General features: G+C 59.8%; 22 protein-coding genes and 1 pseudogene. 10 read left to right on the top strand and 13 right to left on the bottom strand.

Annotated features, from left to right (window positions below):
* From VM621_RS18955 to VM621_RS18945, 3 genes are all read left to right on the top strand, one after another.
* Entirely contained in the window at positions 1-657 is a 657-nt protein-coding gene (locus VM621_RS18955; RefSeq protein ID WP_325470527.1) for a glutathione S-transferase family protein, read from the top strand.
* Between the two features lie 137 nt (positions 658-794).
* Positions 795-1,271 carry a hypothetical protein gene (locus VM621_RS18950; RefSeq protein ID WP_325470526.1) on the top strand — a complete coding sequence of 159 codons (477 nt, stop codon included), beginning with the start codon at positions 795-797 and terminating at the stop codon, positions 1,269-1,271.
* On the top strand, positions 1,264-1,929 hold the full coding sequence (locus VM621_RS18945) for a hypothetical protein (RefSeq protein ID WP_325470525.1): 666 nt from the start codon (positions 1,264-1,266) through the stop codon (positions 1,927-1,929). The genes VM621_RS18950 and VM621_RS18945 overlap by 8 nt, the downstream gene beginning before the upstream one ends.
* A 105-nt stretch (positions 1,930-2,034) precedes the next feature.
* Here VM621_RS18945 and VM621_RS18940 read toward each other — a convergent pair whose 3' ends face one another.
* The 3 genes from VM621_RS18940 to VM621_RS18930 form a co-directional block, all read right to left on the bottom strand.
* Positions 2,035-2,331 (bottom strand): hypothetical protein, encoded by a 297-nt coding sequence (locus VM621_RS18940; protein ID WP_325470524.1) that lies wholly within the window; start codon positions 2,329-2,331, stop codon positions 2,035-2,037.
* A 163-nt stretch (positions 2,332-2,494) separates the two neighbouring features.
* A complete protein-coding gene (locus tag VM621_RS18935) occupies positions 2,495-3,172 on the bottom strand; it encodes a VOC family protein (protein ID WP_325470523.1) in 678 nt (225 codons plus the stop codon).
* 102 nt (positions 3,173-3,274) lie between these two features.
* On the bottom strand, positions 3,275-5,713 hold the full coding sequence (locus VM621_RS18930) for an ATP-binding protein (RefSeq protein WP_325470522.1): 2,439 nt from the start codon (positions 5,711-5,713) through the stop codon (positions 3,275-3,277).
* Positions 5,714-6,010: 297 nt separating this feature from the next.
* Here VM621_RS18930 and VM621_RS18925 point away from each other — a divergent pair, with 297 nt between their 5' ends.
* On the top strand, positions 6,011-6,874 hold the full coding sequence (locus VM621_RS18925; protein ID WP_325470521.1) for a PA4780 family RIO1-like protein kinase: 864 nt from the start codon (positions 6,011-6,013) through the stop codon (positions 6,872-6,874).
* Positions 6,875-6,876: 2 nt separating this feature from the next.
* On the opposite strand, the gene VM621_RS18920 is transcribed toward VM621_RS18925, so the two are convergent.
* From VM621_RS18920 to VM621_RS18910, 3 genes are read right to left on the bottom strand one after another with little or no spacing between them, the layout of a single operon-like run.
* Positions 6,877-7,293: a nuclear transport factor 2 family protein gene (locus VM621_RS18920; protein ID WP_325470520.1), complete on the bottom strand. Its 417-nt coding sequence runs from the start codon at positions 7,291-7,293 to the stop codon at positions 6,877-6,879.
* Between the two features lie 30 nt (positions 7,294-7,323).
* Positions 7,324-7,923 (bottom strand): NADPH-dependent F420 reductase, encoded by a 600-nt coding sequence (locus tag VM621_RS18915; protein WP_325470519.1) that lies wholly within the window; start codon positions 7,921-7,923, stop codon positions 7,324-7,326.
* 20 nt (positions 7,924-7,943) lie between these two features.
* A complete protein-coding gene (locus VM621_RS18910; RefSeq protein ID WP_325470518.1) occupies positions 7,944-8,678 on the bottom strand; it encodes an SDR family oxidoreductase in 735 nt (244 codons plus the stop codon).
* Positions 8,679-8,788: 110 nt separating this feature from the next.
* Between VM621_RS18910 and VM621_RS18905 the strand changes: the two genes are divergently transcribed.
* Both VM621_RS18905 and VM621_RS18900 read left to right on the top strand, forming a co-directional pair.
* The gene (locus VM621_RS18905) at positions 8,789-9,151 is read left to right on the top strand and encodes a helix-turn-helix domain-containing protein (protein ID WP_325470517.1); all 363 of its coding nucleotides are present in this window, start codon (positions 8,789-8,791) and stop codon (positions 9,149-9,151) included.
* Between the two features lie 23 nt (positions 9,152-9,174).
* Complete coding sequence (locus VM621_RS18900; protein ID WP_325470516.1) at positions 9,175-9,390, top strand: hypothetical protein; 216 nt, start codon at positions 9,175-9,177, stop codon at positions 9,388-9,390.
* Positions 9,391-9,402: 12 nt separating this feature from the next.
* On the opposite strand, the gene VM621_RS18895 is transcribed toward VM621_RS18900, so the two are convergent.
* Positions 9,403-9,984, bottom strand: coding sequence for a hypothetical protein (locus VM621_RS18895; RefSeq protein WP_325470515.1), 582 nt, complete (start codon positions 9,982-9,984; stop codon positions 9,403-9,405).
* Between the two features lie 20 nt (positions 9,985-10,004).
* Between VM621_RS18895 and VM621_RS18890 the strand changes: the two genes are divergently transcribed.
* The gene (locus tag VM621_RS18890) at positions 10,005-10,154 is read left to right on the top strand and encodes a hypothetical protein (RefSeq protein ID WP_325470514.1); all 150 of its coding nucleotides are present in this window, start codon (positions 10,005-10,007) and stop codon (positions 10,152-10,154) included.
* 595 nt (positions 10,155-10,749) lie between these two features.
* Here VM621_RS18890 and VM621_RS18885 read toward each other — a convergent pair.
* The 3 genes and pseudogenes from VM621_RS18885 to VM621_RS19675 form a co-directional block, all read right to left on the bottom strand.
* Entirely contained in the window at positions 10,750-11,019 is a 270-nt protein-coding gene (locus VM621_RS18885; RefSeq protein ID WP_325470513.1) for a hypothetical protein, read from the bottom strand.
* Positions 11,016-11,417: a hypothetical protein gene (locus VM621_RS18880; protein WP_325470512.1), complete on the bottom strand. Its 402-nt coding sequence runs from the start codon at positions 11,415-11,417 to the stop codon at positions 11,016-11,018. Before VM621_RS18880 ends, VM621_RS18885 begins: the two co-directional genes overlap by 4 nt.
* A gap of 471 nt (positions 11,418-11,888) precedes the next feature.
* Positions 11,889-12,035, bottom strand: a pseudogene (locus VM621_RS19675) (dTDP-4-dehydrorhamnose 3,5-epimerase family protein); the annotation flags it as partial.
* Positions 12,036-14,039: 2,004 nt separating this feature from the next.
* Between VM621_RS19675 and VM621_RS18875 the strand changes: the two are divergent.
* Positions 14,040-14,753, top strand: a complete 714-nt coding sequence (locus VM621_RS18875; RefSeq protein WP_325470511.1) for a hypothetical protein — start codon at positions 14,040-14,042, stop codon at positions 14,751-14,753.
* Between the two features lie 515 nt (positions 14,754-15,268).
* On the opposite strand, the gene VM621_RS18870 is transcribed toward VM621_RS18875, so the two are convergent.
* The gene (locus VM621_RS18870) at positions 15,269-15,631 is read right to left on the bottom strand and encodes a hypothetical protein (protein ID WP_325470510.1); all 363 of its coding nucleotides are present in this window, start codon (positions 15,629-15,631) and stop codon (positions 15,269-15,271) included.
* A gap of 99 nt (positions 15,632-15,730) precedes the next feature.
* On the opposite strand from VM621_RS18870, the gene VM621_RS18865 reads away from it, so the two are divergent.
* Entirely contained in the window at positions 15,731-16,297 is a 567-nt protein-coding gene (locus tag VM621_RS18865; protein WP_325470509.1) for a hypothetical protein, read from the top strand.
* Between the two features lie 206 nt (positions 16,298-16,503).
* On the opposite strand, the gene VM621_RS18860 is transcribed toward VM621_RS18865, so the two are convergent.
* Positions 16,504-17,871, bottom strand: coding sequence for a hypothetical protein (locus tag VM621_RS18860; protein ID WP_325470508.1), 1,368 nt, complete (start codon positions 17,869-17,871; stop codon positions 16,504-16,506).
* Between the two features lie 138 nt (positions 17,872-18,009).
* Positions 18,010-19,944, bottom strand: a complete 1,935-nt coding sequence (locus VM621_RS18855; protein WP_325470507.1) for an ATP-dependent endonuclease — start codon at positions 19,942-19,944, stop codon at positions 18,010-18,012.
* A gap of 351 nt (positions 19,945-20,295) precedes the next feature.
* On the opposite strand from VM621_RS18855, the gene VM621_RS18850 reads away from it, so the two are divergent.
* The gene (locus VM621_RS18850; protein WP_325470506.1) at positions 20,296-20,547 is read left to right on the top strand and encodes a hypothetical protein; all 252 of its coding nucleotides are present in this window, start codon (positions 20,296-20,298) and stop codon (positions 20,545-20,547) included.
* Positions 20,548-20,936 lie beyond the last annotated feature (389 nt).

The following is a 20,936-nucleotide window of genomic DNA, read 5'->3' as shown; positions in this document are numbered from 1 at the left end:
ATGAGCATCACCATTACCGCCTTTGAACACTCGCCCGACGGCGGCAAGGGACTCGCGCGCGATACGCGTGTCCGCTGGGCGCTCGAAGAAGTGGGCCAGCCTTATGACGTCCGTCCCCTGTCGATGCAGGCGCTCAAGGAGTCCACCCATCTGTGCCGGAACCCGTTCGGCCAGATCCCCACGTATGAAGAAGGCGATCTCTGCCTGTTCGAGAGCGGTGCGATCGTCTTCCATATCGCCGAGCGGTACGCAGGTCTGTTTCCGTCCGACGCGGATGCCCGCGCGCGCGCGATCATGTGGATGTTCGCCGCGCTCAACTCGGTCGAGCCGTCGATTCTCGAGATCGTTGTCGCCCGCTTCGCCGAGGGCGACAAACCCTGGGCACACGAGCGGCTTCCTCTGGTCTTCGATCGGATTCGCCAGCGGCTCCGGCCGCTTGCCGTCCGCCTGGGCGATGCCGACTGGCTCGATGGTGAATTCAGCGCAGGCGACCTGATCATGGTTTCCGTGCTGCTGCGCTTGCGACCCTCGGGCATCCTCGACGAATTTCCGACCCTGGCCGCCTACGTCGCTCGCGGTGAAGCACGGCCTGCCTATCAGCGGGCGTTCGCTGCGCAGCTGGCGCAGGCGACGGCGGCCATGTCACCGGGCGCGTAGCCTGCGACGACGGAACGACCAAGAGACGACATCCCGTGCCGTGCCGGACGGCCTTCGGCACGGGCACCAGCTGACGCCCGTGCCGGGGCAGCGGGTCGATATACTCGCGCAATGGAAATTCATTGAAGCGAGCAAGCATGATCAGCGCGGCACCTGGTGAACGGCTCTTCGAGGAACGACGCTTTTCCTTTCCAGGCTTCGGCTCTCAAGGACTGTGTTACATCAAGGCGTTGGTACGCCAGGACTCGATTGTCGTTCTATGCGCGCAACTGGTGGGATATCGCGGTACATCCGTGACGAATGGCTTCGAAGACATCCGTGACCGTCTTTTCCAGACACTCGAACAGCGCGGGGATCTCGATCGATTCAAGACCCGGTCGTTCCTGAGCTTTAGACCCACGCTGCAGGCAGACATCATGAGCCGCGTCGCCTGGATCGAGCACTATCCGGAGGGAACGAGCATGGCCGGAACGGCCACGTACGCCTTTGTTCGCGCCATTCCCGGTTTCCCGGCATGGAGTTACACGACGAAGGAACGAGCGGCCGCCGAATGCCATGTGGATCAGGGCTTCTTCGAGGTGCCCCTCGAGAGGCTGAGGTACGAAGATGCGTAAACCTCAGCCGTACAAGGTCGGTGTATTTCCGCAGTTCATGGAGTTGGTGGCGCACACCACCGCCGGCCGAATGATCGAGAGCGGACAGGGGACTCGTGGCCACATGGCTGAGGCGGAAGTACAGCGAATCATCACCAACCTGTTCACCGCTCATCTTCCGTCGCCGGAGCTGGTCGACTGGAACACCGAGTTGAAGCATCCCCAGTTCACGAGGAAGATGATTCCGGACATCAAGATTCTCGATGTGCAGAAGGATCTGTGGGGCGTCTTCGAAGTCAAGACGCTGTTCCAGGAGGCCAGGCTCGACCTGGAGGAAGCTCTCGACGATCTGGCCAAGCTGGTCGAGTACAAGGCGTGCTATCCGGAAACGACCGCCTGTTTCTGGCTCGTTGCCGACAAGAAGATGCTGGACCACGCCACGCGGAAGGATCGGTGGGGACGCTCGGCCCTCAATTACGAACAGCAGACCTTCGAATCTCGCACCGTGGTTTCGCGTGTCATCGATGACACAAAGCCGGAAAAGTTTGTCGTGGTGCCGAGCGGTTACTGCCTTGCGGGAACCGTGGCCTGTTATGTCTGGGAAGTGCTTCCGGCCGCCAAGGGATCCCACATGTCGCGCAGGTCCTACTCCTTCCAGGCGGAGATGATCGCCCCCTGAGCTGCCAGGGCCCTGCCACTCATGAGACCGGAGCTGCCTCGCATGGGTTTCGCTGGCGCAGCCGGAAGGGTGCCGCGCCCTGCGCGCGGCACCCCGCTCCCGGGCTTACTTGCCTTCGGGAACCAGGTTCGCGAGCTTGCCCTTCTTGTCGAACTGGCAGCTGAAGTTCTTCTTGCCGTCCATGCCCGCGTCGGCGGTACCGGCAATCGAGTAGCCCGAGCCGGAATCGGCGGCCTGGATCGGCTGAAGCTGGATGTAGTCGTTCTTTACGTCGTACTTCTTCGCGGCGGCATCGAGGCAGCGCGTGGTCAGCTTGCCCGGGTCGGGTCGGTCGGAAGCGAAGGACTGCGAGGCCAGGACAAGGCCGAGGGAACCGGCCAGAAGCAGGGCGGAAGTGCGCATGGGTCTATCTCCGTACGAGGCACGAGGCCGGGGTTATTGCCCGGCCGAGTGTGCCCATCGATTCCTTGCGCCAGGATGAATCACCCGCCCCGGCGCTGTCGCATGCGCAAAGAGATTCGCGGCTCACTCGGATTCACGCCGATGTCTTCGTGCCTGCCACGTGTCAAACGGGCGGCTGCGCACCCGACTGCTCGCTGACCAGGTACTCGGCGTACCAGTCCGGCCAATTCTCATCGTGTTTGCCGCCGGTCCGTTTCTCGTGCTCGCCGTGCGCAGCCCCGGCCCGCCGCAGCGCGGCTGCGAGGTCTGCCGCCGAGGAAAACGTCGTCGTGTTCGCGTCCAGTCGCCCGGGCAACCGATGCGTGAGCTCCTGGAACAGCCAGCCATTGCCGTCCGGATCGCTGAACGAAGCGAACGAGCGGTAACTGGCGTGTTCGGGATGCGCACCGCTGACCCTTACCCGGCCGAAGAGGTAGGGCGCGTCCTGGCCGAGGTAAACGCCGCTGCCATCGTGAAAGACGTCGCTGACCGCGATACCGCGGCCGACCAGTTCATTGCGGGCCGCCTCGATGTCGGAGACGATCAGGTACAGGCCCTGGGCGGAGCCGGGGGTAGCCGCGGTGACGTTCTTGCCGAAGATCACGGAGCAACCCGAACCGGGCGGCGTGAACTGGATGACACGGAACTCGCCATCGTCCGAGGCGAAATCGGCGTCCAGTCGCCAGCCCAGGCCACCATAAAAACCCTTGGCGCGATCGACGTCGGACACCGGAACGACGACGATCTCGAACTTCATGTCCACGCCCCGACTCCCCGGGGTCTCGACGGCGACGCTGCTCATGGGAACCTCCGATCGCTTTATGCGACCGGCGGAAAATCACACATAGCCGCCCCATGCGTCTTGCGAACGCATGCCTGGTGTTGGCGATTCAGACGATGCGTGTCAGTCGGCGTCGAGTTCCGCGACCTCGGCGCGAAGCGCCTCCACCAGTGTCGCTGCCTGGGCGTGGTAACGCGAACCCTGTTCCTCGATCAGGGTCTCCAGCTGGTGGGCCAACTCGCCGATCGCGTCATAACCTGCCACGCAGGCGGCGCCCTTCAGTCGATGCGTGAGGTCACGCAAGGCGTTGGAAGCCAGCACGTGCGCCAGGGCGTTCACGTCGTCCTGCAGGGCGTCGCGGTCGCAGACCCATCGCGATGCGCCACGGTTGTTCCATGCGGGAGGGTGGCGCGGCGAGCTGGGGAGCGGCCCTATCCACGTCTCCAGCATCCCCCGCAGCCGATCGAGTCGTAGCGGCTTCTCGAGCACGTCGTCCATGCCGCTGCGGATGCACTGCGCGTGATGCGCGGCGTCGGTGGCGGCCGAGAGCGCAATGATGGGAAGGCGGTTCCAACCCTGCTCGACCTCCCTTTGGCGGATCTGCCGGGTGGTCTCGTAGCCGTCCATGTCCGGCATGTGGCAGTCCATCAGCACGAGGGCGAACGACCGGTCCTCGACGGCCTTCAGTGCCGCATCGCCGCCCGACACCGTCACGGTCGTCACGCCGAGTTCCCTCAACTGCTCGGCGACAACGAACCGATTGATGCTGTGGTCGTCGACGAAGAGGATGTTGCCGGGTTCTGTGGGCGGGTCGGTCTCGAGCAGCGCGGCGTCGTCGACGAGGGACGCAGAAACAGTCGACTCGCCGGACGCCGCCACGACCCTCTCCCGTTCGACCCACTCGACAGGCAGGGTGAAGCGGACGCGGGTGCCTGCGCCCGGCGTGCTGTCGAGCGTGATGTCGCCTCCCATCAGCTCGACCAGCTCCTTGCAGATGGTCAGCCCCAGGCCGGTACCGCCATAGCGGCGCGTCGTGGAACTATCCGCCTGGGTATAGGCATGGAACAGCCTGCCCTGCTGTGCGAGAGGGATGCCCACGCCGGTGTCGATGACCTCGACCGCCAGCCTCGAGTTGGCCGGGCCGTTAGCTTGCACCGAGGTCTCCACCTTGACCGTGATGCTGCCGCGCTCGGTGAACTTCAGCGCATTGGTCAGCAGGTTCAGCAGGACTTGTTGAAGACGCGTCGGATCGATAAGGGCGTCGCGGTCGACCGGCAGTCGGGAGCGAACCTCCACGGAGAGCGCCTTGCCATGCGCCGTCGCCCTGACGATGCCGACGACTCTCGCAGCGAGCGTGCCGACATCGGTCGGGATGCGTTCCAGCGGCAGGTGCCCGGCATCGAGTCGGGACAGATCCAGCACATCGTCGAGCAGGCCGAGCAAGGCTTCTGCGGCGGTCGATGCGGTATCCGTCAGGACGTCCTGACGCGCATCCAGGGGCGTGCGCCGGAGCATCTCGACCGAGGCGATCACCGCGTTCATCGGCGTGCGAATTTCATGGCTCATGATTGCCAGGAAGCGGGACTTGGCCAGCTCGCTTTGCTCTGCCCGACGATGCGCCGCCCTGGCCCGAGAGGCGAACAGGACGAGCAGGGCGATGCATACGCCAAGTGTCGCCAGTTCCGCGGCGCGGTACTTGGCGATCGACAAGAGGCTGGGCGCGCCATAGTCGATCTGGTCGAGCGCGCGTTCCTCGATCTGATCCGTCTGGGCGGCTGTCAGGCTGGCCAGCGATTTGCGGATGATCGAATACAGCAGGACGTTGTCCCGGCGCACGCCCATCTCGACGGTCAGCGGCATGCCGTCGAGGGCGCCGGACACACCGAGGCGTCCCGCAAACTGTCGCCTGAGAAAGGGAACAAGTGCCGTCGACGGTCCGACCGCGGCCGCGGCCCGTCCGTCGATCACCGCCGCCAGTGACTGTTCGGTGGTGGCCGTCGGCAGCAAGGCGACGGTGGGATACCGCTCTTCGATGATCGCCGCATACGCACTATCCCCTTGTACGGCGATGGTCTGGCCGCTGAACCCGGCCAGGCTGGAGGTCACCGGACTGTTGCTGCGGGTGACGATCACCGTGGCGCTGAAGAAATAGGGCTCGGTACGCGACAGTTGCGATCTGGCCGCGTCAGATACGTTCCATGTGCTCACGTTCGGAATCAGATCGATACGTCCCTCCAACAGGTCGCGCTCGGCAGCGGACCAGGGGCTGACGGGCTCGAACTGGAATCGAAGACCCGATTGCCGCGCGATGGCTTCCAGGTAGTCGGCGGCTACGCCTTCGTATCGACCGTCGATCGTCATCTCGATGGGAGCGAGATTCGGCGCGCCGGTGAAGCGCAGCACGGGATGTTCCTCGATCCATCGCCGCTCTTCGGGGGTGAAAGCCGGCGTCGGCCGCGCGACCGCCATGGAACCGACCCCCATCAGGAGCAGGTAGATCGCAGCAGATCGATAGCTGCCGAGGAACATGACCCGGATGGGCGAGAGGGCGGGAGAAATCATGACGGTTCCTTCTCAGATTTTTCGGGCCACTTCGTCGGCCACCTGATCCATGGCCTGCGCATTTCTCAAGGGTCGGCACGACTTTCCGAGAGCCTCGGCCCTTTAACGTTCGTTTTCGGGAACGAGGCGCTCCGAGCTTATCGCACGAGCGATGCGTACCCGGGCCCGGCGATCTCCACCCGTGGCAGGTCCAGGCTCCGAACGGCCGCCTGGAGCGAAATTGGCGCTATGTGCCGGAAAATGTGAAAATTAACGGTCAATGGCGGTCCTCGCCATGCCGCTGACCCAAGAGATAGCTTGAAAACGCCCCAAGGCCTGCAGCCGTTGATCGACGACGGCATCATCGACGACGTGCTCCGGCCACTGAAGAGCGGCAAGGAGGCGGCGGTATACGTTGTCCGTAGCGGCAACGACATACGCTGTGCCAAGGTCTACAAGGACATGGCACATCGCAGCTTTCAGCAGCGCGTGCAGTACCAAGAAGGCCGCAAGGTAAGCAGCAGTCGCGAGGCACGCGCCATCGGCAAGGGCAGCAAGTACGGGCGCAAGCAGCAGGAAGTCGCCTGGAAGAACGCCGAGGTGGATGCGCTTTACCAGCTGCGCGATGCCGGCGTTCGTGTACCCGAGCCGTTCGGCTATTTCCACGGTGTGCTGGTGATGGAGCTCGTGACGGATGCCGATGGCCTTTCCGCACCGCGCCTGGACGATGTCGATCTCAGCGCCGACGATGCGCGGGAATTCCACCGGATCCTTGTGCGGCAGGTCGTCCTGATGCTGTGCGCCGGATTGATCCACGGCGATCTCTCCGCCTACAACGTCCTTGTCGGCCCGGATGGCCCCGTCGTGATCGATTTTCCGCAGGTGGTCAGCGCGGCGGGAAACAATGCGGCGCGCACCATGCTGCTGCGTGACGTCAACAATCTCACCGCCTACCTTGGGCGCTCGGCGCCCGACCTGCTGGACACCTGGTACGGCGAAGAAATGTGGGCCTTGTTTCAGGCCGGCGAACTCCGCACCGATACGGAGCTGACCGGTCACTTCGAGCCGGATGAATCCGAGGTCGATCTCGACAGCATCCGGCAGTCCATCAATGACGCCCGCGAAGAAGCGATCATCCGTCAGCAGGGTCGCGAGGCGGCGGAAGAAGATCAGGGCCGGTAGGGCTACGCCAACCCGGACGCGTCCCTCTCGGAGGCCCGGGCCAGTGCTTGGGTATCGATGTACTCCCGGATCTTCGCCACCTTCCCGTTCTGAACGGTGATGGCAAAGACCCAATCGTCCTTGAACGCCTTGTTCGTGGCTTTGATTTTCCCCGTGGCGACGCCGACGACCATCACCCGGTCCCCCTGCGCGATGAATTCCGGGGGGCTTGGGTAGGTCGTCTCCACCTCGTCGGATGCCTTCCGAAGTACGTTCGCCAGTGCCGCATGCCCGCGATGCGTTCCGGCGAGCGGCCAGTCCTTGCCTGGAATGATCCACTCGACATCCTCGGCCACCAACGCGAGCAGACGTCGCTCATCGCCACTGCCGATGGCGGCGAAGAAATCCTTCACGATCCGAATGTTCTGTTCGATGCTCATCACATGTCCTCGTTAGCCGATCCCGATGCGTCAGTCGAACGTGACCATGTCCTTGAAGATCAGTTGACCCCAGCTTTTTCCGCGTGCCTGCACCAGCAGTCCGCCTTCCGACAGGCCGCCAAGCATGATCGGCGAGAAACCGAGATGTTTCGCAAGCGTGCCAATCTCCGCCGCCGCACGATCGTCGTCGCTCGCCAGGAACACGACTCGCCTGCCGCCATGCACGGCGGGATCCTGGGCGAGCACCGCAGCGCCTAGATGGTTGAAGCCCTTGACCAGGCTTGCGCCGGTGAAGGCCTGCGCAACGACCTTGGACGAAGGCTCTCCGTTCAGTTCCTCGGGGGGCACACCGTAGGCATTGGTCACATCGATGATGGTCTTTCCCGTCCAGGTCGGCAGCGCCTTGGCGACATCCCGATGCGATTCGAAACGGACGGCCAGAAAGACGATGTCGGCCTCGACCGCTTCCATCAATGTTCTAGGAATGATCGTGGGTCCGATGGCGGCGGCGACGGATGCAAAGCTTGCCGGGTCGCGCGTGGTTGCAACGGATACGTCGATGCCGTTGCGGGCAAACGCCTTGGCGAGGGCCTGACCGATACTGCCGAAGCCGATGATCGCGTAGCTCATACATTCTCCTTGGTAGCGGGTCAGAGTTGCGCCAGGCCGCCGTCGACGGCGACTTCGCTGGCGGTCATGAAGCTGCTGTCCGACGACGCGAGAAACGCAGCCACCGCGCCGATCTCGGCCGGATCGGCCATGCGAAGGAGTGGCGTCATCGAGGCGTAGACCTTCTGACCCTCCTCGCCCAGCGCTTCCTTCGCGAGGTCGGTCGCCGTCGCGCCGGGCGACAACACGTTGACCCGGATGCCGGTGCCCTTGAGATCCTCCGCCCAGGTCCGTGCGAGGTTGCGCACGGCCGCTTTGCTTGCGCTGTAGGCGCTCATGCCCGGCGCGCCCGTGGTGCCGGCGCTCGATCCGGTCAGGATGATCGAGCCGCCCTGGCCCATCAGCGGCAGCGCTTTCTGGATGGTGAAGATCGTTCCCTTCACATTGGTATCGAAGTGCTCGTCGATGTGTTTGGCGGTGATCTCGCCGAGCCGGGCCTGGCTTCCCGCCCCGGCATTGGCAAAGACGATGTCGAGCCTTCCGCGCTCGGCCTTCACCGCCGCGTAGAGTCGGTCGAGATCGCCTTCATCCGAAACCGAGCCCTTCACGGCGCGCGCATGGGGCCCAAGCTCGGCGACGGCGGCATCGAGCGCGTCCTGTCGGCGGCCGAAGATGAAGACGAAGGCGCCTTCTTCGATGAAGCGCCGGGCAGCGGCGAGGCCGATGCCGGTGGCGCCGCCGGTGATCACGGCGGTCTTTCCAGTCAGTCTGTTCATGGCGTGCATCCTTCTTTGGAGTTATGGGAAAGCAGGGAGCTGCTTGCTTGAGTCCAAAGATGCAGGCCTGATAACCTAACGACAAGTATGCACTTTTTGGTAAGTACCCCATGACGACACCCCAGGAAATCTGCGACAGCGGCTGCGGGCTCAACGCCACGCTGCGCATCCTCTCGGGCAAGTGGAAACCACTGGCCCTGTTCTTCCTGCGCGACGGCCCTAAGCGCTACGGCGAGCTGAAGCGCTTGATCCCGGGCGTCAGCGACAAGGTGCTGATCCAGCAATTGAAGGACCTGGAGGCCGACCAGGTGCTGGTGCGGACCGACTACAAGGAGGTGCCGCCGCGCGTGGACTACGCGCTGACCCCGCTCGGCCGCAGCCTGGCCGAGGCGATCGTGCCGCTGTGCACCTGGGGGACGGAGAACGCGGTGGAGATGGCGAGCATCTTTGCCAGGCGTGACGCTTTGGCTTAGTGGGGTTTGGTGTTGTCGATCCCATGTTCCTGGTGGTGGGTATCACCGACCCTAGGAAAGTCCTGCATTCGACCCGCAACACATGGACGACGCAGGCCGATCTCGATTCTGTTCCTCGCAGTGCCTTCCGGGTCGTCAACGGCCATGCAGACGGGTCAGACATCGACGGCAACACGTACACCGCCCGCGCAACCCTGGTGGCCATGAAAAAGAGCATGGAGGCCACGGACATTCCTTAGACGCGTCCGAGCCTATAGGTGACGCTTGGATTTCGGGAAGCCGAACGGAGGCTCAGCCCTGCCAAGTGGCCGGTACAGGTGGCCCACGACGAGCGCGTGAATGCCCCGGCTCGCGATCTCTAAGTGATGGGTGCCGAAGCGCTCCGGGTCGATTAGGTCGGTGATATGCGCGATCCCGCGATTCGCAAACACCATGATGCTCCCGAGCGATTGCTCGGCTTCGTCGGCGTCCCCTTTGTATGCCTTGATGGCCTGCGCCCGTGTCACTGGCGGCAAGTCGAAGTCGGCAAGTCGCCAATCGGTATCGCGCGGGCCCTTCCGCTCGATTAGAGCACCATCTTTCTCGCTAAGGCCGAGGAACTCCAACAGGGCCCGGCCGTGAACAATGCCTACCTCCAGCCACGCATTAGTAATGCCGGCCGCGCTCCCTTGTACCGCGACGTTGCCGTTGACTTCGAGCGAGAAGCCCCCGGCATCGTCGGGGCTCTTCTTGGCAATTAAGTCGACGGCCATCGTCAGCGCGTAGAGTGCCTGCAGTCGATGTGGAACCGCGCGATCAAGAACGAAGTCTTTGTCAGCTTGGCTGCGCGGCATGGTTGCGGCTCGGAAGGAAGATGCTCGAAGGTAACGCTGCAAGAGTGTTTCTTGCCACTGGCAGGCACGTCGCGGTTCATCGCGATTTTATCAAACTGACCGCTGAATTAATCGCAGAACGCGGCGTGCCCGAGCCAGTGAAGAATCTTTCGCTCGACTACACGAACTAGATGATGCAGGTCCACATGTGCAAATGGCGGTCGTGTACACAAACACCTTGAAGCAAAATTTGACGATCCTCATAGCGTTCGACGATGGCAGAATTCCTCCGCATGAGCTTGCCGGCGACGATCCATTAGCTGTCGTTGAAGATCACTTTAGACGACTATTTGCTTCGGTTGGCGCCTCGCAGGCTGGCTTGTTGGCATACCACGGAGGACGGCGGTGGCGCCCACCGAAGTCCTCGCTCGCGTAAAACGCATCAGCGGCGAGCCTCGGGTGCTGCGCGCGGAGGGTCTGGCTTCCCTGCGTCGCATCTCCGCGACCTGAACCTCAAAGCGTCGCCACGCCTACCGCCGGTACGGTACGGCTAGCACCGTGCAGGCACCTAGGGGGACTCGCTGGATGTCTGGCTTGCGGTTATTCCAACCTGGCGACGGTTGCGTAAGGGCTACAGCATTACGGACAGCATCACGGCCCATAACGTCGCGCCTCGCCTCTGTCCGGTTTGCGTCCGGCCGTGATGCGGACACATCCCGGGCGCCGTCGAGGTCTGCTGGGTGGTGTCCGTGGAGATAGTGGATACCCCATGGAGCTGTAGGGCCCTTACAGCTCGAATACGTCAATGCCTGCCGGCAGGGTCTTCTTAAGCTCTTCAATCGACTTGTATTCATTCTGTCCAACCATCACAGCAACTCCTCCTCCACCGCCGGACTGTGCGATCTTTCCCAATAACGTTCGGAGCATGTCAGGATTTTCGAGGTAGGGACCAAGCGCCGCACGAAATGCCTCGAGCGAACTCTTGTCCTCTGCGTTTGTTGCCGCGTCTACCATCTTGTCCAACTCGCCTTTCCAATTGACATCTTCGCTGTTCACGAGGTCACCTCTCTTACTTGGTCGCGCGCTGTCAACGCTGGGTGGCCGGCAGCTACTTCGCTGCGAGCCATGAGATAAACAATTTTTCCTGGGCATTTGATTAGTGGTACCGACATTCCCGGCGAGAGTTCGCTCATTTCAATGAGGTCGCAGCCGAACATCATAAGATCCCGCCTCGGCTCATCATCAGAGACGAACACTTCGTGCTCAGCCCTCACAGCGTGCGATACCGAAGAATTGAACGAGTAAGCAACGCCAGGGTCGATAGAGATTTTCACCCTAGGATCGACAGAAAATCTAAATTCACCCGACTCCCGAAACGTGAGGCTCCCGCTTCTCAGGTCGGTGAAAGCAATCGTGATATCTGACCCCTCGCCAGAAAGGAACGTGTAGATCATTCTCGTCCGAGAATGCGCAACCTTCGATCGGCAAGTCTCGCATGGGTCGAGAAAGAGCACGTCGCTCACGCAACTATCTGTACTTGGGACGACTGTCCACGACCTTTCTCCGGTCTGTGCGTGAGACGAAGATGAGATATCAACCCCAAGTCTCTTTAAATCAGGCATCGGAGGTACAGATGAGGGTTTCCAGCCCGACGCATCAAGCATCACATAGCGGGCTCGTCCGCCTATCCTGACCTTGTGGCGAGCGAGATAGCGTTTTGGCGTCCTTAGTGCAGTCTGCGATAGACGCGAAACGAATAAGTGCGCATCGAATGGAAGTTTTAATTGATTGGTAACCACGGTCGGCCAGCACGCGCGACTTAGGTTTCTGGGAAAGGCGACAAGATCGTTATCGACGTTCCAGTCCTCGTTTGCGGTAGCCGAATAGAGAACTGGTTCGTCCCTTGTCACGACTCGCTCAAGATTATCAAAAGTGTGAGCCACCCCTCTCGGTATGACTAAGTGCCTTCGCTCGGTGGCAGCGTACTGGATCTCAACCCGTCTCCCGGCGCTAGAAGAGCCTTTCCTACAATCGATGAAGCTGCCGAATATTTCCTTATGTCCATCGCACATGAACGTGAGGCGATCATCCTGTCCTACGTGGATGCCGTAGTTTTCATACTCAAAACCGGCTGCGTGGGTCACGTAATCGGATACAAGTGGACCCTGACTGGATCCGAGCTTGCGGGAGAACCAGCCCGGTGGACCAGTGAGTATTTCGCAACGATTCTCTCGAAACTCGAGCCCGGGGATGGGTAGCGAGAGCTCGTTGCAATCATCAGGTACCCGGAACATCTTCGTCTCCTCACCAAAGGATGCGAGAGAATGTACGATTGGAAACACTCGAATCGGCATGGAGGGCCGAAGGACCAATAGACCATCAAGCCGATCCAAAGGGTATTAGCCATTCGGCTGACACAAAGGGGTTACACCTCTGTCCATGTGGACACTGGACATTTTTGCGAACAGGGTTCGTCAGGATCGAGGGCGTGAACGTATCCGCGTTACCGCATAGGTACGTGTCTAACCGTTCCATACCGACCTGGTAAGACAGCGTGACCGGGAATGCGTCCGCGCAAATCGTCGAAGCCGAACCGGCACGTTGCTGCCCGAAGGGAAAGCGCAAAATTGCCGAAAATGTGGGCTACGCCAGGATATTGGAGACGCAACCCTTGCGATGCACCCGGGGGCTGGGTCGCAGGTGCCGTCATGGAAGGAATAGCGTCAAGGAGATTCGCAAGTGGGACAGTTGTCGTCGCATATCGACCATGTACTGACGTTTCGGTGTGGCCGACGTGAATCGTTCTTTGGTAGCCGGGTGATGTCATACGTTGGGCAGATTCATCGATCTGTCCATGAGACATGCACCAAGTGCTATTGAGACGATCGTCAAAGAGCGAGAGGGGCGTGGATATATTACGCTTCGATGGTCTCGAAATATCGTCAGGCATTGCGGCTCATCAAATTATCGTTCCCTTTCGCTGCAAGTCCTCGCTCATCGTTGAGCTCGATCAAATCAACATCAATTCGCGCTCGATGTTCCCGAGATTGAATCGGTTTCAAAGTACATTAGCAGGCGATGGGTCATTCCTACCGGGACGAAGGGCGCAGCGGCCTGCGCCTCGACGGCAGGAAGGCGCTCCAACAGCTTTTTGCGTGATGTGCGTGCGGGCAGCTGTGGATTCGAAGCGGTGCTCGTCTTCGATGTGAGTCGGTGGGGTAGGTTCCAAAATGCTGATGAAGCCGCATACCACGAGTTTGTGCGCCACCCAGGCCTGGTGCTCGTAGTTGTGACAGCTAAGTCATTGTATTAGCTGAGTCCAGCCGGTCGAAACAGCAAAGTCTGTCTGTAGAAGCTCGACTTTGCTGTTTTGTCCACTAATTGTGGACGGATTCCCATAGTCGGTACGGGCAAATTCCCATAGTCGATCTCGAAACCAGTCGGAAGCGAAGCGGCTGTCAAGCCGCGAATGCTTCCAACGGGAAGCCGAGAGGCCGAATGGAGCAGTGAGGTCAAGGAGGGCGGCTCAGCCGCAGCGAAGGGCGTTGGCGCGGGATGGAGCGAAGAGACTGACACGTAGCCCGCAGCGGCCCTTGACCTGGCCAGCTGCAGCGGGAGGCGGGGAAGGGGGGAGCCGGCGCCGGGAAACGGTGACGGGGGAGGGGGCACCTCTCCCCGGGGGTCGACGTCGCGTAGGCGCAAAGCGCCGGAGGAAAGGGGGCGTAGCCCCGCGACGCGCGTTTGCACCTGATCGATCGGCGCACGCCAGTGCGGCTTGGTGCTACATGCGTTCACCGGGGACGCAGGGCGAACCATTGATTCTCCTAGTCGGGGCTATTCGACTATGGAAGTCCGCTTGGTAGCTGCCTGCGGCTGGTCGGGGAGCACGCAACCCCATGCCACCACTGACCCCGACGACGTCAATCTTGCCTTCGGCCAGTTTTCTGGATAGCTTTCAACGGCTGACGCGAATCGCCGTGCGTCGCTAGACTAGGCACAAAACAAAAGCTTTCGCGGCGCTGACGATATTGTCGTTTCGATCGTCATAAAGCTAGTTAGGACACCCCTCACTGCGCATGGAGAAGCTAGTGGCGCTTGGACGGTTTCAAAGGGTAGAGAACCCGCTAACCATCATCGCGATTTTTGCCGGAATTACGGAAGTCGCATCATCGGCCTGTCTTCCCTTTCTTGCCGAAACTGCTCAACAGACGTTCGTGTGGTTCCTCGTCCTGTTCCCGTTCGTACTGATTTCAGCATTCTTCTTGACCCTTAACTTCAACGCCAAAGTGCTGTACGCGCCGGGTGACTATCAGGATGAGACCCATTTTCTTCGGGCAATGCACCTGTCCGATAGCATCACGCAAGTGAGTGTTACCTCGCCCGACGAGATCGTCCCGCGCATTGAGCTGCCGAGCACACGTCCCGAAAGCAGGATTGCTGGGTCTCCCTTCGAGGGAATATCTCGAGCCGAGCTGGATGCGATGAATGAAGCGTTTCGCCACTTGGGGGACGGCATTCGTGAGCTGCTGATGAAGTCAGGTGACGTCCCAGGGTTCTCGTTCGGAATCGTAGGCGAGGGACTATTCAAGCTGAGCGTATTTACCAATGATCCAGCAGAGCCGCTTCTGGACACCTGGGTCTTGAAAGTGACGACGGGGACTGACGGGAAGCAGACGCTCTCATTGGTCGGAACCAAGATTAGTAGTTCGATCCCGGCCGACTTCGCTTCCAGTGTGGCCAAAAAAATAGAGTCGACCTTTCGGAGGTTCCAAGCTCAGCATACGAAATAGACAAGGGTGTCGTTGTGCGAACACTCGGATGATCTAACGCATGACATCGAAGGTGACTTCCACTTTTCCTGCGCCCAATGACATCAAAGCGGTCGTTGCATGTCGGTGTTGATCCGACGACATCGGACCTTACCGATTTCACGGCCGTCGGTGGCGCGCTTCTTCATGCCATCGCTGAGCTGGCGGCGGCTAAATGTACCGCTGAAGCGACGCGTCGTACGTCCGTAGGTCGCTTTCTCGATCGAGCTATACCCGATTCAAGTCACGGCACGATCGATAGCTTCGCATTTGCTCGTGCGTGCCTTCCTTTCTTAGAACGCCCCACCGCTCCCGATGAGTCTATGCGCGTCCCGACGGCGTCCGTCCTGGGCGAGAGCTGGAGACGGCGGCCGGAGAATGTGGACCCGAAGAATGCTGAAGCCTTGGAAGCATTCCTGCTCGACGACGAGCGTGACCGTCCATGCGACCTCCTTGGACTCGCGTGACAACAAGCGCACGGTAGGCCGAGGCCAGCCTCAATAGAAGTCAGAACGTCCCCGCGCAAAGCGTTCGTACGCTTGCTCGATTTGCTCTGCAGACAGTGGCAACGGCTCCTTCCATCGTCCGGCCTGCAGGCGTAGTTCGACCTGGTACCAGACTGCGAACTCATCGAGGCTTATAACAATTGCCGCGCCCGCTATGCGCGTTACAGGGTCCAAGGGCGGATTGCGGGCTGGATCTGCCAAACGAATAGCAGTTACGCATCGAGCGGCCGCTCCGGCGGCGCTCTCCACACTAACGTCTGGAAAGCGCATCGCGAACGTTGTGGCCCAGACAGTTCTCTCAACGTTATCCATAAGTTCCCAATCGATCATCAACGGAACGTTCGACTCGCTCATGGCCCACTCTCCGATCCATCTACTGGGATGGCTAGAGGAGTGGGGCCTGACAGTAGACGACTTCACTACAGAGACCGATGGAAATGTCTTGACGAGAATATGGTCGAAAGTTTGCTTGAACTCCTGGCCGATCCCAATGCAGACGAAGCGGATGCGGAGATCATCCTTGGCTTCCTGCGCGAGAAGGTCGACAGCTCGACCCCGTATCTTGCCGGCCTCTTCGCCCGCTTTCCTAACATTGCTAAGCAGTTGTATAACCTGGTCGGGGACGTACACGAGAAAAACGAGCTCTGTGCGAGTTTCGTAGAGTTGGTCAAGAGCGACGTCTATCTAATTGAGTATCAGCTCTTTTGGCTTGCTGTCATCGCTGAAGACCATCTGAGCGGGACTGGCGCATACGGCGAACTTTTGGTGGCCATCTACGAACGATCGGCGAACTATAACGTCGCGCTCGCCAAAGTGCTGGAGATACCGACTCAAGACTTCGGTTTCAAGCAGATACGCGCTGCGATTCTGAACTCTGGATCTTCGGATTGGCCTGCATGGGCAGCGGCTATGGGCACTCGAAGCCTCGGAACATCTGAGCGTAATCAACAGCTAAAGTATTTAGGTAGGGCGTCGACGATAAATCACATCATTGCTGATTGCGTCATTAGTCCTCCGTAGGTCGAACAAGACCTAGGCCCGCCGGCGTAGCTGCATCAGTCTGCAAAATGTCCGACCCATTTCGGCCGACGGGCACGCGCAGGCGTAAAGGTGCAGCCTGCAATCGGTACCGACGACGCATGACTTGGGCACCAGCCTCCGGAGGCCGCGGTGCCGAGCGCTATCCTCGATGGGTACGATTTTAGCGACAAGTACTCTACAACGGCTTAAACGAGACTTACCGGATCCGGTGGCGGCTGCACCCAACCATGGGATCGGAAGAAGGTAAGAACGTCGTTATATTTATCGGTGCAGCTAACTCGTCTAATGTGCTGATAGAAGCGATTTCGCCCGTCAATGCTCGGCTGATCAAAGGGTGTCGCGTTGCGGAGCATTCCGAGGACAAGCGTGTCCGTCTCGGCGGCATACCAGTTCTGTCCATTGGCGACCACGGCATCGAGGAGTTGATCCAGTTGCTGACTGCTGAGACGGCCGGCGAACGGCGTGATCAGGCCTCTGAAGTTTGCCTCTGATCCACGCCAGCTACTGGAACCTTCGTATTTTTCAATTGCGCCGGGCCACAATTCATCGAGCGGCTGAGTTGCGATCGCGTCGACTAACTGCTCTCGACTGAGGCCAGCGATCAAGGGCAAGAGTGCAGCTCGGAACTGCGGGACGGTCACGCCCGCCAGGATGCGATAGTCAATATGAGCTGCTGGAACGGCGTTATCGATTGTTGCTTGCAGTGCAGTTCGTGTCGGTTCCTGAAGTCGTGGCCAGAAATCCTGAAAGGCGGCGATGAACGCGATTGCACGAGGCCGGTTTCCTGGTTCGAGATTGTCGATGAGCCTGAGGATCGCCAAGGAAACGTCCGGCCAGGCGTGAGCGGCGCGTTCGCGTACCGCGACCAGAGACGGGATTATTTTCCGATGAAGCGTTTCCCATTGCGCCGGCACACCTTTGAGAAGCGACTTTGCGAGCACCGTGCCGAAATTTCGGACATTCTGAGCGCGGACCCGTGCGAGGTAGCGTTGCTCAACGTAGTCAAAGATGCGCTCGTAGGCATCGGGAAACCCTGGCGACTGCACGTCGGCGTCGTACAAGTCGAAGATCGCCTTGCCTTGTAGAGGCTCCTGCGAGAGAACGAGGTCAACCGCGTTGACTAGGTGAAGCCGCACCAGCTCGGGCGATGGTTCGAAGAGGTCCGCCTCAGCCGAGAACGCCGGATGCGCACAGAGATGTCTATCCTCGCGAAGACGTTCCAGATGCATTCGGGCGATGCGATTGACAACCTGGGTGTTGACCGTTGCATCTTCGAGGATGCCCCCCTCAAGTTGAAGAAGTTTGGCGATGTCGCCCGTGGCGGTCGCGTGATCCCACGACTGAAGAAACGCGGTGGCCGCGGCATCGCCCATGGCGTTCAATTCGCGATACTTGGCGATCAGATCGTAGACTAGAGCGACCCAGGCAGAGGTCAGTGCACCACGCAGAGCGCCCGACTTATAGGCTTTAACGGCGTCAAGAAAGTACACCTTCGATTGGGCATGCCGAATTCGTATAAGGAGAATATCGAGATCAACAAATCCGGCGTCCATATTTCTTTATCCAGGGATGAGTGTACAGCGATGTGTTGCGGCGAGATTGCGAAGTGTGAGTCACGAACATTGTCATGAACGAATTCTCCACTTTGATATGAGGCTCAACCTGGCGATAAGGAATTTCCCGAGCGGAGTTTAAGCAAGGGCTGTTACGCGTTCGACGATCTGCCGAAGGACCGGAAACCCTATTCCCTCATCATGAGCCCTCGATAAGAACATCGCCATCACTTCCGAGTTTTTTAGTGCCTTTCCTGGCTTCGGGTGACCGCACTCGTTAGCGCACTCGTCACGCAAAGGAAGGAAACGGTCACCAGCCTGATTTTTCAAATAGGCCTCGATGTCCTCATCAAAATTAGCGCAGCTTTGGCCGACCTTAGTATCGGGGTAGTCCACGACTTCTTCGCCCCCCAGTCTGAGTAGAAGACGATTGGCCGACGCACCCTCGTTCTTCGCCCGATCACCGTCGAAGATAAAGTATGTGGGGATGCCAAATCCTTGGAAAACGACAACAACCCTGTCTAAGTTGTTCTTCCCGCCAGCGGGTACTAATACGATCCCCTTTTCATCCCAACGTTGATTCATCAGCATCTGCATGGACCAAAGCGCTGCGATGTCAGACTCCCCTTCCACAACGACAGCGACGTCCGCAAACAGCCCTTCGTTGACAATCGATGTTAGTACAGGTGCAGCATGCGTAACGAACGACTTGGCGGAGAATTCCTCTGGACGGCGCCCCGATATTTCCGCCAACCTCGTTGCCGCCTGCTCGCGAGAGAATGGCCGGAACCCAGTTGTGCCGGGTGCGTCCGCTTCACCGGGTACCTTACGACACAAGCGGACTTCGTCGAAGTGCTCGACATCCACAAAGTACGGAGAGTGGGTGACATAGACCACTTGTGTTTCGGGACGCACTTGCCCCTCTATCTTCGCAGCCAATCCCCGAAGGATCGTAGCGAGGTAGCGACTTCTCGCCGGGTGCAGATACAGCTCGGGCTCTTCGATGGCGAGAATCAGATTCGGTAGCCTCGGCGCTAGTTCGCCCACATTCTCGCCTTCGTTGCCCTGTCCGTCTGCCGGATCACTCGGAGTTTGCGTCATGGACAACTGTTCGAGAAGCGCCAAGATGAGGGCGCGCTGCAGTCCGTGTCCGCTGTAGCGAACAGGGGCCTTGAAGTTGTCCTCCGAAACTGTGATGAGGGCATCGGGGAGAGGAATTACTGGAGGCTTCAATTCACCGAAATCGATTACTAGTTCGGCGCCAGGCGCATAACGAGCCAACTTCTCAGTGACGAGCTTGCCGAGATCGGTCAACTCCGGAAGATTGTCCTTGCCATACAGACGACGGGCCTCATCCTCAAACTGCCTTTTGAAGTTTTGGAAGTCCTGGCGACTCGCAATGCTTCGCGTAACAATTAGCTCCAGAAGCTGCATGATCGCGCCACGCTTCTCGGTTTCTGCATTTGCGTCACGCACGGCAGGTACCAGGACAAACTTTGTAAACTTGTCGAGCTTTCCACCACCTACATTCCGAGGGCCAAAAAATTGGGTTTCTCGATCCACTGGGCGAGTTAGATCCGGGTGCGCAACCTCGTACTCGTCCATGACGCGGTCTATGTCGGCAGATGCCCGCGGGACCGCCGGAAAATCCGGAAAGTCCCCCGCGTCTACTCTGTCCACCAAGCCTCGTCGCTTGTCCGCAGCGCCAAGGGTACGCAAGTGTGCGAATTCAGGGACTTGCATGGCCGTGCCGTAGTATCGGGCGCCGCCCGCATTGATAATCTTCGAGACTGTCAGCTTTCCGCCCTGCACGTACCTTCCGAATTCATCGATCTCGTCCTGTCGGAGCTTTCCATAGGTGACCCGAATGCGGATCGATGTGTCCAGCGTTACGTGGTTGTAATAGTCCAATTCTGAATACTGTGCTCCGACGTTATAGAAAGCTTCGAGCGCATAAAGTACGGTGGACTTGCCAGCACCATTTCTGCCTACAAAGGCGGTGATATCGTCGAATCGGACCTCGGCTTCCCTGATGGATCGAAAGTTCTCGATTTCAATTTTATCGATTTGCATGGTCTCCGCCTCTTGCGGTCGATGGGCGGCTTCTGCCGCGGTAATGGGATCATGATCTCCAGATCAACGGCTAACTGTCTGTCAGGGAACCCTTACGCCGCAAGTTGGATCCTGGATCTATGGAGCACGCTCATGGGCTCGCCGGTTCAACCGGAGGAACTCTCTGTGCGGGCGTGAAGGACAGGTGGCTCCTACGAACAATCTTGCGGGCCAGGAAGACTTAACTGACTGATGTGGCCGGGCGACGGCGTTGCGCTCGCCACAGCCGGATGTGTTGTTCCATCTGCGTGACGAGTAAGCTAGGTCCGCGCTGAACCCAACCTCAAAATGTCCTGGCGGTGGGAGACGAGTATGGAAACGCAAGATCTGCTTGCGCGAATTGAGAAGCTAGAAGCGGAGACGAACGTTTTACGGCGCTATGTTCGAGCCATGATCTCGCTGCTCCCGAGTACACCGCCGATCAACTCGGTCTTCGAGGAAGCGCATAGGCAAGCCAACCTTGATGCTATCGCTGCGCATGGACCTGGGGAAAATCATCTCCAGAAGGCCAATGCCGCCATGGGTATTCTCAAAGTGCCCAGATTCGGCCATCTCAAGTCGTGACGGCAAGGGCGGCACCGCCGTCTGGCCGTGCCCCCGCGTGGAAGGTCGGTGGGTGACCGAGTGCCCCGAGTTTCCCAAAGGGGCGCGATGCGTGCTTGGTCATAGGTTGGGGGTGTCGGGAGCCTTTTCTTTGCCTCGCCGGCTGGGTCGTGGCGGGGCCTGGCTTGGGGCGGCCCGCGTGGCGAGTCTCGGCGACCCTAGCGTTCTCTCGCCCCCGGACTGGGCGAGGCATCGTGTTTAGCCTGACCTGACCCAGCCCCTGATAACTGGCTCGTCGTAAAGTAGGGACTTCGGCCGTCTGGGCCCCGTTACCAAACGAGGAATCAGCGCGTGAAGAAGTCGCGTTTTACCGAGGAGCAGATGGCCTATGCGCTCAAGCAGGCCGAGTT

The sequence above is a fragment of the Luteibacter sp. genome, from assembly GCF_035539195.1.
Classification (GTDB): domain Bacteria; phylum Pseudomonadota; class Gammaproteobacteria; order Xanthomonadales; family Rhodanobacteraceae; genus Luteibacter.
The sequence above is the reverse complement of the archived record's forward strand: the minus strand, read 5'-3'. Positions and strand labels throughout refer to the sequence as shown.

Bases quoted from the DNA above. Each gene is read 5' to 3' on its own strand.
- VM621_RS18955 (WP_325470527.1), top strand. From the start codon at position 1: ATGAGCATCACCATTACCGCCTTTGAACACTCGCCCGACGGCGGCAAG.
- VM621_RS18950 (WP_325470526.1), top strand. From the start codon at position 795: ATGATCAGCGCGGCACCTGGTGAACGGCTCTTCGAGGAACGACGCTTT.
- VM621_RS18945 (WP_325470525.1), top strand. From the start codon at position 1,264: ATGCGTAAACCTCAGCCGTACAAGGTCGGTGTATTTCCGCAGTTCATG.
- VM621_RS18940 (WP_325470524.1), bottom strand. From the start codon at position 2,331: ATGCGCACTTCCGCCCTGCTTCTGGCCGGTTCCCTCGGCCTTGTCCTG.
- VM621_RS18935 (WP_325470523.1), bottom strand. From the start codon at position 3,172: ATGAGCAGCGTCGCCGTCGAGACCCCGGGGAGTCGGGGCGTGGACATG.
- VM621_RS18930 (WP_325470522.1), bottom strand. From the start codon at position 5,713: ATGATTTCTCCCGCCCTCTCGCCCATCCGGGTCATGTTCCTCGGCAGC.
- VM621_RS18920 (WP_325470520.1), bottom strand. From the start codon at position 7,293: ATGAGCATCGAACAGAACATTCGGATCGTGAAGGATTTCTTCGCCGCC.
- VM621_RS18915 (WP_325470519.1), bottom strand. From the start codon at position 7,923: ATGAGCTACGCGATCATCGGCTTCGGCAGTATCGGTCAGGCCCTCGCC.
- VM621_RS18910 (WP_325470518.1), bottom strand. From the start codon at position 8,678: ATGAACAGACTGACTGGAAAGACCGCCGTGATCACCGGCGGCGCCACC.
- VM621_RS18905 (WP_325470517.1), top strand. From the start codon at position 8,789: ATGACGACACCCCAGGAAATCTGCGACAGCGGCTGCGGGCTCAACGCC.
- VM621_RS18900 (WP_325470516.1), top strand. From the start codon at position 9,175: ATGTTCCTGGTGGTGGGTATCACCGACCCTAGGAAAGTCCTGCATTCG.
- VM621_RS18895 (WP_325470515.1), bottom strand. From the start codon at position 9,984: ATGCCGCGCAGCCAAGCTGACAAAGACTTCGTTCTTGATCGCGCGGTT.
- VM621_RS18890 (WP_325470514.1), top strand. From the start codon at position 10,005: ATGCTCGAAGGTAACGCTGCAAGAGTGTTTCTTGCCACTGGCAGGCAC.
- VM621_RS18880 (WP_325470512.1), bottom strand. From the start codon at position 11,417: ATGATCTACACGTTCCTTTCTGGCGAGGGGTCAGATATCACGATTGCT.
- VM621_RS18875 (WP_325470511.1), top strand. From the start codon at position 14,040: ATGGAGAAGCTAGTGGCGCTTGGACGGTTTCAAAGGGTAGAGAACCCG.
- VM621_RS18870 (WP_325470510.1), bottom strand. From the start codon at position 15,631: ATGAGCGAGTCGAACGTTCCGTTGATGATCGATTGGGAACTTATGGAT.
- VM621_RS18865 (WP_325470509.1), top strand. From the start codon at position 15,731: ATGGTCGAAAGTTTGCTTGAACTCCTGGCCGATCCCAATGCAGACGAA.
- VM621_RS18860 (WP_325470508.1), bottom strand. From the start codon at position 17,871: ATGGACGCCGGATTTGTTGATCTCGATATTCTCCTTATACGAATTCGG.
- VM621_RS18855 (WP_325470507.1), bottom strand. From the start codon at position 19,944: ATGCAAATCGATAAAATTGAAATCGAGAACTTTCGATCCATCAGGGAA.
- VM621_RS18850 (WP_325470506.1), top strand. From the start codon at position 20,296: ATGGAAACGCAAGATCTGCTTGCGCGAATTGAGAAGCTAGAAGCGGAG.